This window comes from Erythrobacter ramosus, assembly GCF_009828055.1.
GTDB classification, from domain to species: domain Bacteria; phylum Pseudomonadota; class Alphaproteobacteria; order Sphingomonadales; family Sphingomonadaceae; genus Erythrobacter; species Erythrobacter ramosus.
Genome location: NZ_WTYB01000002.1, coordinates 514216 through 529208 on the forward strand (window position 1 = coordinate 514216; position 14993 = coordinate 529208).

Below are 14993 nucleotides of genomic sequence, written 5' to 3' on the forward strand. Positions count from 1 at the left end.
CCCTCTTTTCGGGAGGAGCTACGCCGGTGCTTGGCGGCGTCGGGTCAGCTCTAGCCTCACGGCGAAGTTGACAAAGTTGACAGCGTGTCAAGCGCCAGAATTCGGATATTTTGCATTGAAAACAGACAGATGGTTCTAAATATCGAAGTTGACAATTCGCCGTTCCCCGGGGGGGAGGGGGTGGCATCGACGGAGCGAACCGCAGGACGGGAAGAATAGGCCCGCACCGGCGCTGTAGGAAAGCCGCCGCTTTCCCTGCGCGGCCCGCGCGAGCCTTATCACTCCGTCAGCCGAGCAAATCCTCAATGCCGTAGAAGCGCGCCGCCGTGCCAGCGAACAGCGCCGCTTTCTCATCTGCGCTGGCGCTGCGGGTGAGGCGTTTGAAGGCGTTCCACAGCACCGCGTAATCCGCGCCCCAATAGTCGACCGGATAATTGCTCTCGAACATCGCGCGATCCGGCCCGAAGGCCTCAATGCAGGTTTCGATATAGGGCCGCCACAGCGCGGCGAGATGCTCCGATCCGTGATCAGCAGCGGGGCCATCTTCGGGCAGGGCGCAAAACGCCATCGCAAGACCGCCGAGCTTCACCACCACATTCTCGCACTTGGCGAGTTCGTGGATATTGCGGCGCCATTCGTCAAAGCGTTCGTGCAGCTTGCCCTTGTAGGCAGAGACCCCCACCGGCGTGCCGCAATGATCGAGGCAGATCGGCTGATCAGGGAAGGCCCGCGCGAGGTCGATCACATCGGGTAGCTGGGGTTCAAGGACCCAGGCATCGAAGGTCATCCCGCGCTTGCCCAATTCGGCGAAGCCTTGGCGGAAGGTGGCGTCCCTATACAGGCCTTCCGGATGGTGGAACGGCGGCCCGAGGACATTGGCGTCGGCATCCCAGGCCCCGGCGTGGCGGATTCCCTTGAACCGGCGCGGGGCCGCCGCGTGAAGCGCATCGAGCACTGCGCCAGCCTCGCTCCCCAGCATCAGGTTGGCGTGGCCGACAATCCCTGCGCAATAGCGCGAAGGCCCATAGAGGCCGCTGGCCGATTGCGCCGCGACGCCGTTCACGAACTCGACCTCGCCCACCGGCTTCAAGGCATCGCCATAGGCCCCGTTGTAGAACGCCCCGCACTCCATGAAGACCGTGCCGATGATGTTGTGGCCGGTGGTCAGATGGGCGTGAAGCTGGTCGAAGGTGTAATGCGCATTGTCGACCAGCGCGGCGACGAAGTGGTGATGTGGCTCGGGGAACATGCCCAGCATCGGCCGCAAATCCCACAGGTGATGATGCGGGTCGATGATCGGCAGATCGGGTTCGAGGATGTCCTCGGCGGTGTGGGTCGGGGTGTTCAAGGCTCTCTCCGCTTGTTGTTATGTGAATGCCGTCAGCCCACCGCCCGCACATAGAGATGCCATGTCGCGTGGCCCAGCACCGGCAATGCCACGATCAGCCCGAGGAACCCCGGCAGCATTGCCACGAACAGCAGCGCGGCAATCACCGCCGCCCAGCCGAGCATCACCGCAAAATTTCGCCGCACCACGCCTAGGCTGGTGAAAATGGCGGTGAGGAAATCGACCTTGCGTTCCACCAACAGCGGTAGGCTGATCACAGTCATGGCGTAGAAGGCAAAGGCCATCAACCCGCCGACCGCGCTTCCCACCGCCAGCATGGCGAGGCCCGGCGGTGTGAGGAAGGCGGCGATCGGATCGTGCCCCATGCCGCTTTCGGCCATGAACACCGCGAAAATCGCATGGGCCACGATCATCCAGAAAGAGAAGGCGACGAACACGATCACACCCATCGACAAGATCTGATCGTCATCATGCCCCTTCAACGCGCCCAGCACCGCGCGCCATGACAGGGCCTCTCCGGCAGCGCGGCGGCGGCTTGCTTCATACAGGCCCACAGCGACGAAGGGCGCCACGAGCGGGAAGCCTGCAATCGCCGGGATCAGCCAAGTGAGCTCACCGCCGGTGACCGTGAACCAACCGATTGCGAGGCCAGCCAGCACATAGACCCCGCCGAAGAACAGGCCGAAGCGGGGCATGGCGAGAAAATCGCGCCAGCCGGCACCAAGCGCGGCGGTGAGGTCGCTCCACGCCAGGTCATCCGCAATCTGCGGCCCCATGGGCGCGGTCGGTACGGGGGGATTCTGCTCCCAACTGGTCATTGCCTGTCTCTCCTCCCTTGCCACCCAAGTTGCGCCGAAATCGGGCATGGCGCAAGCGCGGGCGATCAGGCGGCGGGGGAAGCGACGGCGGCGTTGGCGGCGCTCAGCACCGCGCGCACGCTGGCCGTGGCAATGTCCTCGTCGATCCCGCAGCCCCAGATTGTGCGCCCATCAGGGGCGCGGCATTCGAGATAGGCCGCCGCCCGCGCATCGGTGCCTGCGCCCAACGCGTGCTCGGTGTAATCGACCACCTCAAGCTCGACCCCGAAGGCTTCGCGCAAGGTGCCCATCACGCTGGAGATGAGGCCATTGCCGCGGCCCGAAACGCTTTGTTCGGCGCCTTCGACCGCGATGGTCCCGGCAAAGATGCGGGTGCCATCGGTTGCGCGGCTTTCCTCGTAGCGGACCAGCTGGAAGTGCTTGGGGTGGGTCTTGACGTGATAGGCCTTGCGGAAGGCATCCCAGATATCGGCGGCATTGAGCTCGCGGCCCAATTCGTCGGCCATGTGCTGCACATGGCGGCTGAAATCGGCCTGCATCTTCTTGGGCAGCTTGAGGCCCTGATCCTTCTCAAGCACCCAGGCGAACCCGCCCTTGCCGGACTGCGAATTGACCCGGATGACGGCTTCGTAACTGCGCCCTAGGTCGGCGGGGTCAATCGGCAGATAGGGGACGCGCCATTGCTCGTCATTCTGCGTATCGCGGGCCTCGAAGCCCTTCTTGATCGCGTCCTGATGACTGCCGGAGAAGGCCGTATAGACCAGCTCCCCGCCATAGGGGTGGCGCTGGTGGACCGGGATGTCGTTGCAATATTCGACCGTCTCGATCACGCGGTCGATGTCCGAGAAATCGAGGCCGGGTTCGACGCCTTGCGTGTAGAGGTTGAGCGCCATGGTCACGAGGCAGCAATTGCCGGTGCGCTCGCCATTGCCGAACAGGCAGCCTTCGACGCGGTCGGCGCCTGCCATCAGCCCCAGCTCCGCCGCCGCGACGCCGGTGCCGCGATCATTGTGGGTGTGGAGCGAGAGGACCGCGCTTTCGCGGTTCGGCAGGTGGCGGCCGAAATACTCGATCTGGTCGGCGTAGATATTGGGCGTCGCCGCTTCGACCGTGGCGGGCAGGTTGAGGATGATCGGGTGGTCGGGCGTGGGCTGGAGCACCTCCATCACCGCGGCGCACACCTCGATGCTGAAATCGAGCTCGGCGGTGGAGAAGGTTTCCGGGCTGTACTGGAAGTGCCAGTCCGTGCCGGGATAGCGCGCCGCTTCATCACGCATCACCTTGGCGCCCGCGACGGCGATGGCTTTCACCTCGTCCTTCGACATACGAAACACGATGTCGCGCCATGCGGGGCTGACCGCGTTGTAGAGGTGGACGATGGCCGCGCGCGCGCCTTCAAGGCTGGCGAAGCTGGTGCGGATCAGGTCTTCGCGGCTTTGCGTGAGCACCTGCACGATCACATCATCGGGAATCGCGTCGGACTTTACGAGACCGGAGATGAAGTCGAACTCGGTCGCGCCAGCGCTGGGGAAGCCGACCTCGATTTCCTTGACGCCGATTTCCAGCAGCAGGTCGAAAAAGCGGCGCTTCTTCACCGCGTCCATCGGGTCGATGATCGATTGGTTGCCGTCGCGCAGGTCGGTCGAAAGCCAGCGCGGGGCCTTCTCGATCATGCGAGAAGGCCATTGGCGATCGGGCAGGTTGATCTGGCCGAACGGGCGATACTTGGCGGAAGGCTGCTTGAGCATGGGCATGGTGGATGGCTCGTCGCGAAGGGGAATGGGAAGCTGCGGCAGGTTACCCTTGGGAGCGGTGCCGCGCTGATCTTCGCGCGCGGCCGCCTACGCCCAAGGGCGCATAAGTCGAAGCAGCGTAAGTCCATTCCGCGTCATGCGAGCTGTCTATGCCGATTATTGCGCGGGGTGCAAGCCGGGAATGGCGCTTGTTTCAACTGTGCGTTCAGCCACAGCGCGCATCGCGGATGATGTTCTGCGCATCGAGCATGATCGACAGACGCGGATTGGTCGCATCGGGGTTGACCGTCCCAGCGCTGCCAAAGGCGACGAAGCGCAGATTGTCGGTGCGGCCGAGCATCTTGGCAATCTCGGCGCGAGTGGTCTGATCCGCGAGTTTGCCGATGAACGGCCCCATCAGCGGCGCGCCGCAGGTGCGCGAGGCCGGATCTGTGAGCGTCCCCTTGGCAAAGGGACCGGGCGCCGCGCCGGGAAGCGGGGCCGCGATTTGCGGCGTGGCTGTTGCCGCAGGCGCGGGCGTCGCTCCAGGTGTCGGCGTAGCCTCGCCAGCGCCGATCCGGGCGGCGAAGCTTTCGGCGTCATTGCCCGGCTGCTTGGGCTCGCTCCCGCAAGCGGTTAGGGCGAGGGCGGCGAGAGCAAGCGGCAGGGTGCGGGCTGCGGTGATCATGGGTATTGGTCCATTCCGTATAGTTTGCTCGCCAAAACGCCCTTAGCGTTACCGGATTATGACACGCGCTGCTCTAGCCGCGATGTCTAAGCCGGTCGGATGTGAGCTGGTCGATCCGCGTCACGCCCATTAGCCGCATCCCTCGCTCCAACTCGTCCTTGAGGATGCCCAGCGCCCGCTCGACCCCGTCTTGCCCCGCCGCCGCTAAGGCATAGAGATACAGCCGCCCGCCCGAAGCCGCCGTCGCGCCAGAACACAGCGCTTTCATCACATGGGTGCCGCGCCGGACACCGCCATCGCAGATGATCTCGATCTGCCCGCCGACCGCATCGACGATTTCAGGCAGTTGATCGAAGGGCGCGCGGCTGCCGTCCAGTTGGCGACCGCCGTGGTTTGAAACCATGATCGCATCCGCGCCGATTGCGACCGCGCGGCGCGCGTCAGCAGCGCTCATCACACCCTTCAGGACGAAAGTGCCACCCCACTGCTCGCGGATGCGCGCGGCTGTGTCCCAGTCCATCGACGTATCGAGCATCGTGTTGAAATACTGCGCAATGCTCACCGCCTGCCCGCTGCCTTCAGTCACGTGGGTGTCGAGATTGGGCAGCCGGAACTTCTCGCGCAGCACGTAATCGAGCGTCCAGCGCGGGCGGGTGGCATAGCTCCAGATGCTCGCAGGCGTGAAGCGCGGCGGAGTGGTGAACCCGCTCCGCAAACACCGCTCCCGCTTGCCCGAAACGATCGTGTCGACCGTCAGCGCCAGCGCATCGAACTTCGCGGCCTGACACCGCTCGATTATATGCGTGTTCAACCCCTTGTCCTTGTGGACATAGAGCTGGAACAGCTTCGGCCCGCTGGTCAGCGCGGCGATTTCCTCGATTGAGCGGGTGGCGAGGCTCGAAATGCCGAACCACAGCCCGTATTTCTCCGCCGCCTTGGCCACCGCCCGCTCGCCCTGCCAGTGAAAGGCGCGTTGCACCGCCGTGGGTGAGAGCATCAGCGGCAGCGCCGACTTGCGGCCGAGGATGGTGCAGGAGGTGTCAATCTCGGCCACGCCAGCCAGCACATCGGGCACCAGATCGACCTCGTCAAAGGCGGCGGTGTTGCGTGCCTTGGTCAATTCGTCATCGGCTGCGCCGTCGATATAGTCGAACACGGGGAAGGGCAGGCGCGCCTTCGCCAGCACCCGGAAATCGTCGATATTGTGGCAATCGGAGAGGCGCATCTGGCCACCGTCTTGAAACAGGCGCTCGGCCCTGTCGAACATTTTTGCGCAGGCCTGTCACGTTTCGCCCGAAGCTATCGAAAGATGGGCAGACGCCGCAGCGCTCATGATCGCCTCTCCCCATTGCGCAGCGGCTCAGGAGAAGGACAGCTTTCGATGAAAATGAACCGCTTGCTTCTGGCAGTCGCTGCCGTGTTGGCCCCGCTCACTGTGCCCACTGCCGCGATGGCAGAGGGCGGCATCTATGTCGGTACTGAGGGCGCGAAGGTCGCGGTGGGCGGCTATGACACGGTGAGCTATTTTCGCGGCACGGGCGCGCCGGTGAAGGGCAATGCCCGCTACAAGCTGAAGTGGAAGGGCGCCGACTGGCACTTTTCGAGTGAAGCCAATGCTGCGGCGTTCAAGGCCAATCCGATTGCCTATGCCCCGCAATATGGCGGCCACTGCGCCTGGGCGATGGCGCAAGGCTATCTCGCGCCAGGTGATCCGACCGCCTTCGATATCGTCGGCGGCAAGCTCTACCTGAATTACGATCAGGACATTCGAGCAAAGTGGCGCAAGAACACCGCCGGGTTCATCGCCAAGGGTGGCCCCAACTGGGCAAAGACCCCGGCGGGCAAAACCTATAGCGGATCATCCTGGTTCGGGTTCTGATCCGCACTACGAAGCGTGGCTGGCGGACCTTGCGACCCGCCAGCCACTCAGGCGCTCTTACTGCTTTTCGAAGGCCGCGCTGATCGTGAGCGTCACGTCCTTGCCGACGAACGGCGCTGCGTAGTTCACGCCCCACTGGGTGCGGTCGATGGTAGTGCGGGCGTGGAAGCCGACGGTGTCCTTCTTGTTGAAGGGATTGGCACCCGCGCCGACGAATTCCGTAGTGAGGGTCACAGGCGCGCTCTTGCCGTTCATGGTGAGCGTGCCAGTTACGTCAGCGGTCATGGCGCCCGTCTTGACCACTTTGGTCGAAGTGAAGGTTGCCATCCCCGGGGTGGGGCCAAAGAAATCAGGCGCGCCGCCGTCCTTGCCGGGACGCAGGAGGTGATCCTTGAGGCCTGCACTGGCAACGCTGACTTCGGCGATTGGCACCATAACCTCGACCTTGGCGGCCTCGATATTGGCCGGGTCCATCGTCATCGTGCCGGTGATGTTGCCGAACAGGCCGAGATAGTCGTTGAAGCCGAAGTGGCTGACCTCCCAACCCACCAGCGTGTGACCCGCATCGAGCGCATAGGTCCCGGCGGTGACGCGCGCGGGGTCCTGCACGCCGGGCACCTGCGGCGCACCTTGCGCAAAGATCGTAGGCGCGGCGGCAATCCCGCCGGTAACGGCGGCAAGAGCAGCGGCAGTGGCGGCTGCGAAAGCATAACGGTTCATCGAAAAGGTCTCCTTCTTCAAAAGGTCCCAATTCGCAGGAGCCATCACGGTTCCAGCCAATGCACGGCCGGTCAGCACTGCACGACAGGCCGACGATTCCGCGCGGTCAGTTGCGGTGACGAATAAGCAGGAGCGATTGGATCGCCGGGGCAAGAGCGATAGGCGGGGTCTTGTCGCAGGCAGCCTTCAGCGCAGACCAGCACAGCACGTTGCTGCTGCCAATTGACCCGCCACAGCCGGCCACCCGGGGTTGCGACATAGCCATCGATCTGGCTTTCAATATCGCCTTCCAGATCGATCAGCGAAGGGACTTCGCTGTCGTAGTTTTCATCGAAGGCGCCATGCGTGTGGATGCTGGCGAGCGGGGCCATGCCCGGCTCGTCGAAATAGCGCAGGTCGCAGGTCGCTTCATCGCCAACACGGACTTCGGTGGCGTCGAGTTCGCCCGTGCTGGTTTCGAACACGATGGCGCAGAGTTCGACCTTCTCGGCGAAGGAACGTGCCTGCATCGCGTTAAGCCGCTCGCGGGCGAAGGCCTGAACTTCGCTTTGCGCGACGGTGACGACGAAACCTTCCGGCCCTTTGACGTTGAACGCGGCACGCACGACGATCACCACCCAGATGATGGCGATCGCCGTGTATACCAGCTTTGCGTTGCGGCCTTCAAACATCAGGCCGTTGCTTTGGCGTCAGTTCTTGGCCCCTAGTTTTTGGCTTTATCGACCAGCTTGTTGGCGGCGATCCACGGCATCATGGCGCGCAGCTTTTCGCCGGTCTGCTCGATCGGGTGAGCCGCAGCCTGCTTGCGCGCGGCCTTGAGTTCGGGCTGACCCGCACGGTTATCGAGCACGAAGTTCTTCACGAAGCGGCCCGACTGGATGTCGGCGAGCACGCGCTTCATTTCGGCCTTGGTCTCATCGGTGATGATGCGCGGGCCGGTGGTGATGTCGCCATATTCAGCGGTGTTCGAGATCGAATAGCGCATGTTGGCGATGCCGCCTTCATACAGCAGGTCGACGATCAGCTTGGTTTCGTGGAGGCACTCGAAATAGGCCATTTCCGGCGCGTAACCGGCCTCGACCAGCGTTTCGAACCCGGCCTGGATCAGGTGGGTGATCCCGCCGCACAGCACGGCCTGCTCGCCGAACAGATCGGTTTCGCATTCCTCGCGGAAGTTGGTCTCGATGATGCCCGAACGCCCGCCGCCGACAGCGCTGGCATAGGCGAGGGCTACGTCATGCGCAGCGCCGCTTGCGTCCTGATGGATGGCGATCAGGCACGGGACGCCGCCGCCCTTCACATATTCGGAGCGCACGGTGTGGCCGGGGCCCTTGGGCGCGATCATGATCACGTCGATATCGGCGGGCGGCTCGATCAGGCCGAAATGCACGTTAAGGCCGTGTGCGAAGGCGAGCGCGCTGCCGGGCTTCATGTGCCCCTTGATGTCATTCTCCCAGATCGCCGCCTGATGTTCATCGGGCGCGAGGATCATGATGAGGTCAGCCCACTGCGCGGCCGCCGTGTTGGTCAGCACCTTGAAGCCGGCCGCTTCGACCTTCTTGGCGGTCGCCGAACCCTCGCGTAGAGCGATGGCGACTTCGGCCACGCCGCTGTCGCGCAGGTTTTGCGCATGGGCATGGCCCTGCGAGCCATAGCCGACAATCGCGACCTTCTTGGGCTTGATCAGATTGAGATCGGCATCGGCGTCGTAGTAGACTTTCATTTCTTCTTCCTCGTCATTCCGGCGAAGGCCGGAACCCAGTTCCGGCGCCAGTGAAAATGGATCCCGGCCTGCGCCGGGAAGACGTAAATCTCAAAAAATCATGCCCCCAGCGGCCCACGCAGCATCCCGACCACGCCGGTGCGACCGACCTCGACCAACCCCAGCTCGCGCATCAACGCGATGAAACTGTCGACCTTTTCGGGCGGGCCGGTGATTTCGAAGATGAAGCTCTCGGTCGTGGTGTCGACCGGCCGCGCGCGGAAAATGTCGGCGAGGCGCAGCGCCTCGACCCGCTTTTCGCCGGTGCCCGTGACCTTGATCAGCGCCAGCTCGCGCTCCACGTGCGGCCCGGCGGTGGTGAGGTCGATCACCTTGTGCACCGGCACCAACCGTTCGAGCTGCGCTTCGATCTGGTCAATCACCGATGGCGGGCCATTGGTGACGATGGTGATGCGGCTGACGGCGTGATCTTCGGTGATGTCGGCCACGGTCAGGCTGTCGATGTTGTAGCCGCGCGCGGTGAACAGGCCGGTGATCTTGGCGAGGATGCCCGGCTCGTTGTCGACCATCACGGTCAGCACATGGCGTTCGGAGGCCGCTTCGGTGATTTTCATTGCATGGTTCCCCGTAAAGCAGCGGCCTTAGACCAGCGCCTTGGCCTCGTCGTCCATCGTGCCGTCGACCTTGTCGCCGTACAGCATCATGTCGGTATGCGCCGCGCCTGACGGGATCATCGGCAGGCAGTTGGCATCCTGCGCGACGAGGCAGTCGACAATCACGGGGCCGGGATGATCCAGCATCCGCATGATCCCGTCATCCAGATCGCGCTCCTCGGTGATGCGGATGCCCTTCCACCCGTAAGCTTCGGCTAGCTTCACGAAATCGGGGAGGCTGTCGGAGTAGCTGTTCGAATAGCGGCTCTCATAGGTCAGTTCCTGCCACTGGCGGACCATGCCCATATATTCGTTGTTGAGGATGAAGATCTTGACCGGCAGGCGGTATTGGCTCGCGGTGCCGAGTTCCTGGATGTTCATCTGGATCGAAGCTTCGCCCGCGATGTCGATCACCAGCGCGTCCGGGTGGCCCAATTGCGCGCCGATCGCGGCGGGCAGGCCGTAGCCCATCGTGCCGAGGCCGCCGCTGGTCAGCCATTTGTTCGGGTCTTCAAATCCGAAATACTGCGCCGCCCACATCTGGTGTTGGCCGACTTCGGTGGTGATAATCGGATTGCGGCGGTGGGTGAGGGCGTGGAGCCGCTCAACCGCCTTTTGCGGCATGATCATGCCCGGATGCTTCACCGAGCGTTCGGGATAGGCAAGACACTCACGCGCGCGCCAACCGGCGATCCGGGCTTTCCATTCGCCCAGATTGCGCGCTTGCCGTGCGCCCCACGCCTCGATCATCTGCGCCAGCACCGTGCCACAATCACCGACAATGCCCATGTCGACCGGCACGGTCTTGTTGATCGAGGAGCGGTCGATATCGATGTGGATCTTCTTGGAGTCCGGCGAGAAGGCATCAAGCCGGCCGGTCACCCGGTCGTCGAAGCGCGCGCCGATGCAGACCATCACGTCGCACTTGTTCATCGCCATATTGGCTTCGTAGGTGCCGTGCATCCCGAGCATCCCGAGCCAATCGGGGTGCTGCGAAGGGAAGGCGCCGAGGCCCATCAGCGTGGACGTGACCGGAGCGCCGGTGATGTCCTGCAACTGGCGCAGCAGGCGGCTCGCCTCCGGGCCCGAATTGATGACCCCGCCGCCGGTGTAGAAGATCGGGCGCTGAGCATTGGCGATCAGTTCGACCGCTTCGATGATCTGATCGACCGGAGCAACCGTCTGCGGCGCATAGCGATGCGCGCCCGCCCGCGTCAGCGCGCGGCGTTCCGAGGGGACGGCGATCTGCACGTTCTTGGGGATGTCGATCACGACCGGGCCGGGCCGACCTGTGGTGGCGATCAGGAAGGCTTCCTTGATCGTGGCGGCCAGATCAGCCGGGTCCTTCACGAGATAATTGTGCTTGGTGCAGTGGCGGGTGATGCCGATCGTGTCCGCTTCCTGAAACGCGTCCGTGCCGATCAGGCTGGTGGGCACCTGCCCGGTTATGACGACCAGCGGGATCGAATCCATCCACGCGTCGGCGATGCCGGTGATCGCATTGGTCGCGCCGGGGCCGGAAGTGACCAGCACCACGCCGGGCTTGCCGGTGGAGCGGGCATAGCCCTCTGCTGCGTGAGCCGCGCCTGCTTCATGGCGGACGAGAATGTGGCGGATGCGCTCATCGCCGAACAATTCGTCGTAAATCGGCAGCACCGCGCCGCCCGGGTAGCCGAAGACATATTCGACGCCCTGTTCGATCAGGCACTGCACGAGGATCGCCGCGCCGCTCATGGCGCTGCTATTGTCCGAAGGCCGCTTGGTCGGGGCAGAGTCCGGCTTGCCGGGCACGGGGCAACTCCATCTATTGGATCGCATGAAGCCAGAAAGGGCCGCACGGACAGGGCGTTAACAACAAAACTGGCCCGACGCAGGGGGCGCATCGGGCCGATTGATGTCGCCGCTAAAGGTTATAATCTGATAGGTCAACCCTTAATTGCGTAATAATGATGCGAAATACGCGCCCAATTCGATACATTCGGATTCATACCCGAGTGCCACCCGAGGCCATTCCGGCGGGGGTTGGCGCCGGAACCACGTGAACTGGCGTTTCGCAAAGTTGCGGGTCGCTTGCGCGCCGGCGGCGATCATCGCTTCGTAGGTGACTTCTTCGTAGAGAAACGCGGCAATCTCGGGCACGCCTATGGCACGCATGACCGGCAAATCGGGGTCAAGCTGGCGGGCGAGCAGGGCTTCGACCTCGGAAATCGCGCCTGCCTCCAGCATCGTTTCGAACCGCAGGTCGCAGCGCTCATAAAGCCACGGCCGGTCGGGTTCGAGCAGCAGCGGGTAGAGCGTCACCTCGTCGCCGATCCCACCTGCCTTGGCGAGCTGCCAATCGCCCAGCGTCACGCCGGTCGAGCGTTTCACCTCAAGCGCTCGGGCGATCCGCTGGCGATCTCCCGGATCAAGCTCGGCGGCGCGCAGGGGGTCTTCCAGCTGGAGCAGCTTGTAAGCCGCATCCTCGGGCAGTGCGCGAACGGCGGCACGCACGGCGGGGTCGATTTCAGGGATCGGGGCGATGCCTTCGATCAGCACCTTCACATACATTCCGGTGCCGCCAACCAGGATCGGCACATCGCCCGCCGCATGGCACTTGGCGATTTCGGCCTTGGCCGCTGTCGCCCATGCGGCGACCGAGCACGCCTCCGCCCCGTCCCAAGCCCCGAACAGGCGATGCTCGATGCCTTCCATCTCATCCTCGGAGGGACGCGCGGAGAGCACCTGCAAGTCGGCATAGACCTGCGCGCTATCGGCATTGATGATGACAGGCCGCTGGCCGGTCTCGGCGAGGGCGTGGGCAAGTGCGAGCGCAATCGCGCTCTTGCCGCTCGCGGTCGGCCCTGCGATGAGCGCGAGCGGTGCTGGTGGAGATACAGGAATGCTCATTGCGCGGCTGATAGCAGAGACGACAGAATGTGAAACGCGTCTCGATGCGCTGTCGGGTGCTTTGGCGCAAAGCGGCGTGCCGCTGGAAGCAGCCGCCATGCCCGAAGGCGATGACGGCGTTCTCGAACTACATATGGGTGAGGGCGATCCCGCCGCCGTGCTGGCTGCTATCGATGCAGTGTTCGAGCCTGCCGCGATGCTGGTTGCGCGCGGGGCGATCGAAGTGCCGCGGCTGTTCGTCTCGGACATGGACTCGACCATGATCGGGCAGGAATGCATCGACGAGCTGGCGGATTACGCCGGCTTGAAGCCGCAAATCGCCGCGATCACGGAACGCGCGATGCAGGGCGAACTTGATTTCGAAGCCGCGTTGCGGGAGCGGGTGGCGCTGCTCGCGGGTCTGGAGGAAAGCGCGATACATGCCTGCCTTGCTGACCGGATCACTGCCACGCCGGGGGCAAAGGTGCTGGTGGCGACACTGGCGGCGCTCGGCACGCGGACGGTGCTGGTGACGGGCGGTTTCCATCACTTTGCTGATCCCGTGGCAGAGATGCTCGGCTTTCACCGGGTGGTCGGCAACCGGCTTGGGGTCGAAGGCGGCAAGCTCACCGGGGGGCTGATCGGCCCTATCACCGACAGCGCGGTCAAGGCTGCTGTGTTGCGTGATGAATTGACTGGGCTGGGCGAGGGCGCACATAGCCTCGCCACCGGAGACGGCGCGAATGACATCCCGATGATCGAAGCGGCCACCTATGGCTTTGCCTATCGCGCCAAGCCCAAGGCGCGCGCAGCGGCCAATGGGCGTGTCGATGCGGGCGATCTGACGGCGGTTTTGTGCCTTCTCGGTGTGCCGCGCAGTGACTGGCGTGACGCGTGATCGCCACCGGGAACGGGGAGGCGCAAAAAGGGTTTTGTTTGTGATACCGAATCGGTTATTAACATTGGTGTAAGCAAGCGGGGCTAAAGCCAGCCCATCTTGAAGGACCGCACTCGCATGACCCAACCCGATCGTGACGCCTACACCCGCATGTTCGCCGCCGACGGCACCGTGTTGTTGCACCCTGATCGCCCGGCGGCGAAGTATCGCCCGATGCGCGCGGTCCGCAACTTTCGGAAGTTGATGAAAGACAAGGAAGACACCGCAGCCGTCTTCAAGATTTTCGAATCGCTGCCCTCGAAGGATTTCCTTCCGCGCGTCGCAGAACTTGCCTTGTCCGAGCGCGGTGAAATGCTGCGGTCAGCCGAGCCAAACCTGCCGGAGATTCTCGACGATCATGCCGCTCTACGCCGCACACCTGCTGGTAGCCTTGCTCATGCCTATTGCGATTTCATGGAGGCCGAGGGGCTTTCAGCTGCGGGCTTGGTCGCCGAATCCGATCGCGCTGGGCGGCCGCGATACCCTGATCTGATCGAATGGTTCATCAATCGTTCGCGCGATACGCATGACCTGTTCCACATTCTCACCGGTTATGGCCGCGATGCGCTGGGCGAAGCCAGCGTACTGCTGTTCACGCATGGCCAGTCGCCCAGCCAGGGCCACCTGCTGATCGGTTATGCTGGTGCCGCCAACATCAAAAATCTGGCCAAGGGCAGCGCCGCGCCGGTGTTTGGTGCCGTGCGCGAGGCGCATCGGACCGGCAAGGGTGCGCCGCAGCTCATGGCTCAGCCGATCCGCGAGCTGCTGGCCCGTCCGCTTGACGAGGTGCGCGCCGAAATGCGCATCCCGCAGCCCCAACAATATCGCGAATGCCACCGCATCTGGCAGGCCGAGGGGATTGACCCTCACAACCTTCTGGCAAGCAAGTCGGCCGAACCGGAACTGCTCGCTGCTTAATTCCTTGCGTCATAGCCAGCTGGCGATTTGCTCCAGCGGTTTCTTGACCAATGCATGGGCCGGAACGGTCGCGTCCGGGGCAGGGCGGCCTGCGACGACGATCATCACCGGCTTTTCCCATTCGGGCCGTTCGCAAATCCGGCGCAGGAATCCCATTGGGGACGGCGTGTGGGTGAGCGTTGCTACCCCAGCCTCGTGCAGGGTCGCCAGCAGCAGCCCGCAGGCAATGCCGACGCTTTCATTGACGTAGTAGTTCTGCGTCTCCCCATCCTCGGCGATCCCGCCCTTCCGCTGTGCGAAGACGACGATCAGATAGGGCGCCGTTTCGAGGAAGGGTTTGTCGGCATCGGTCCCCAAGTCCTTGAGCGCCGAGAGCCATTCCGCGCCTGCCTTGGGCTCATCGCCGTCCGCGCCATAGAAGCGCCGCTCCTCAGCCTCCGCCGCTTCGCGGATCGCGCGCTTGCGGTCAGGCGCCGTGATGACGGCGAAATGCCACGGTTGATGATTGGCGCCCGAAGGCGCGCTTCCGGCAGCGGCAATGGCGGCTTCGATCACGCCGCGCGGGACGGGCGCGTCGGAGAACCAGCGGCAGGTGCGGCGCTGTTTCAGGCGCTGGGCAAAATCCTGCACGCGCGCAACAGCCTCCTCATCAGACAGATGCGGCAGGGTATATGGCTGGGCGTCATGGGCGTTCATCGGTGGGCGTGT

Annotated in this window: 15 protein-coding genes; 3 read left to right on the plus strand and 12 right to left on the minus strand. The window is 63.8% G+C overall.

Going from position 1 to position 14993, the window contains the following annotated elements:
- Nucleotides 1-286 precede the first annotated feature (286 nt).
- The 5 genes from GRI59_RS09055 to GRI59_RS09075 form a co-directional block, all read right to left on the minus strand.
- A complete protein-coding gene (locus GRI59_RS09055) occupies nt 287-1348 on the minus strand; it encodes an amidohydrolase family protein (protein WP_160760870.1) in 1062 nt (353 codons plus the stop codon).
- Between the two features lie 32 nt (nt 1349-1380).
- Nucleotides 1381-2166 carry a DUF2189 domain-containing protein gene (locus tag GRI59_RS09060; RefSeq protein ID WP_160760871.1) on the minus strand — a complete coding sequence of 262 codons (786 nt, stop codon included), beginning with the start codon at nt 2164-2166 and terminating at the stop codon, nt 1381-1383.
- Nucleotides 2167-2231: 65 nt separating this feature from the next.
- Complete coding sequence (gene leuA, locus GRI59_RS09065) at nt 2232-3920, minus strand: 2-isopropylmalate synthase (protein WP_160760872.1); 1689 nt, start codon at nt 3918-3920, stop codon at nt 2232-2234.
- A gap of 205 nt (nt 3921-4125) precedes the next feature.
- Nucleotides 4126-4587 (minus strand): hypothetical protein, encoded by a 462-nt coding sequence (locus GRI59_RS09070; protein ID WP_160760873.1) that lies wholly within the window; start codon nt 4585-4587, stop codon nt 4126-4128.
- A gap of 73 nt (nt 4588-4660) precedes the next feature.
- The gene (locus tag GRI59_RS09075) at nt 4661-5812 is read right to left on the minus strand and encodes an alpha-hydroxy acid oxidase (protein WP_160761593.1); all 1152 of its coding nucleotides are present in this window, start codon (nt 5810-5812) and stop codon (nt 4661-4663) included.
- 156 nt (nt 5813-5968) lie between these two features.
- Between GRI59_RS09075 and GRI59_RS09080 the strand changes: the two genes are divergently transcribed.
- The gene (locus GRI59_RS09080; protein ID WP_202390945.1) at nt 5969-6466 is read left to right on the plus strand and encodes a YHS domain-containing (seleno)protein; all 498 of its coding nucleotides are present in this window, start codon (nt 5969-5971) and stop codon (nt 6464-6466) included.
- 57 nt (nt 6467-6523) lie between these two features.
- On the opposite strand, the gene GRI59_RS09085 is transcribed toward GRI59_RS09080, so the two are convergent.
- The 6 genes from GRI59_RS09085 to miaA all read right to left on the minus strand — a co-directional run bounded on the left by GRI59_RS09085 (nt 6524) and on the right by miaA (nt 12451).
- The gene (locus tag GRI59_RS09085; protein WP_160760874.1) at nt 6524-7186 is read right to left on the minus strand and encodes a YceI family protein; all 663 of its coding nucleotides are present in this window, start codon (nt 7184-7186) and stop codon (nt 6524-6526) included.
- 71 nt (nt 7187-7257) lie between these two features.
- Nucleotides 7258-7857, minus strand: a complete 600-nt coding sequence (locus GRI59_RS09090) for a DUF4329 domain-containing protein (protein WP_160760875.1) — start codon at nt 7855-7857, stop codon at nt 7258-7260.
- A gap of 32 nt (nt 7858-7889) precedes the next feature.
- On the minus strand, nt 7890-8909 hold the full coding sequence (gene ilvC / locus GRI59_RS09095) for a ketol-acid reductoisomerase (protein ID WP_160760876.1): 1020 nt from the start codon (nt 8907-8909) through the stop codon (nt 7890-7892).
- Between the two features lie 98 nt (nt 8910-9007).
- Nucleotides 9008-9523 (minus strand): acetolactate synthase small subunit, encoded by a 516-nt coding sequence (gene ilvN / locus GRI59_RS09100; RefSeq protein ID WP_160760877.1) that lies wholly within the window; start codon nt 9521-9523, stop codon nt 9008-9010.
- Between the two features lie 27 nt (nt 9524-9550).
- Entirely contained in the window at nt 9551-11296 is a 1746-nt protein-coding gene (ilvB, locus tag GRI59_RS09105; protein ID WP_160761595.1) for a biosynthetic-type acetolactate synthase large subunit, read from the minus strand.
- 198 nt (nt 11297-11494) lie between these two features.
- Entirely contained in the window at nt 11495-12451 is a 957-nt protein-coding gene (gene miaA / locus GRI59_RS09110; protein ID WP_160760878.1) for a tRNA (adenosine(37)-N6)-dimethylallyltransferase MiaA, read from the minus strand.
- On the opposite strand from miaA, the gene serB reads away from it, so the two are divergent.
- Both serB and GRI59_RS09120 read left to right on the plus strand, forming a co-directional pair.
- Nucleotides 12444-13328, plus strand: coding sequence for a phosphoserine phosphatase SerB (gene serB, locus GRI59_RS09115; protein ID WP_160760879.1), 885 nt, complete (start codon nt 12444-12446; stop codon nt 13326-13328). The genes miaA and serB overlap by 8 nt on opposite strands.
- Before the next feature lie 117 nt (nt 13329-13445).
- Complete coding sequence (locus GRI59_RS09120; protein ID WP_183363620.1) at nt 13446-14285, plus strand: Coq4 family protein; 840 nt, start codon at nt 13446-13448, stop codon at nt 14283-14285.
- 9 nt (nt 14286-14294) lie between these two features.
- Here the strand turns inward: GRI59_RS09120 and GRI59_RS09125 are convergent, their stop codons facing one another.
- Nucleotides 14295-14981 carry a nitroreductase family protein gene (locus GRI59_RS09125; protein ID WP_160761597.1) on the minus strand — a complete coding sequence of 229 codons (687 nt, stop codon included), beginning with the start codon at nt 14979-14981 and terminating at the stop codon, nt 14295-14297.
- Nucleotides 14982-14993 lie beyond the last annotated feature (12 nt).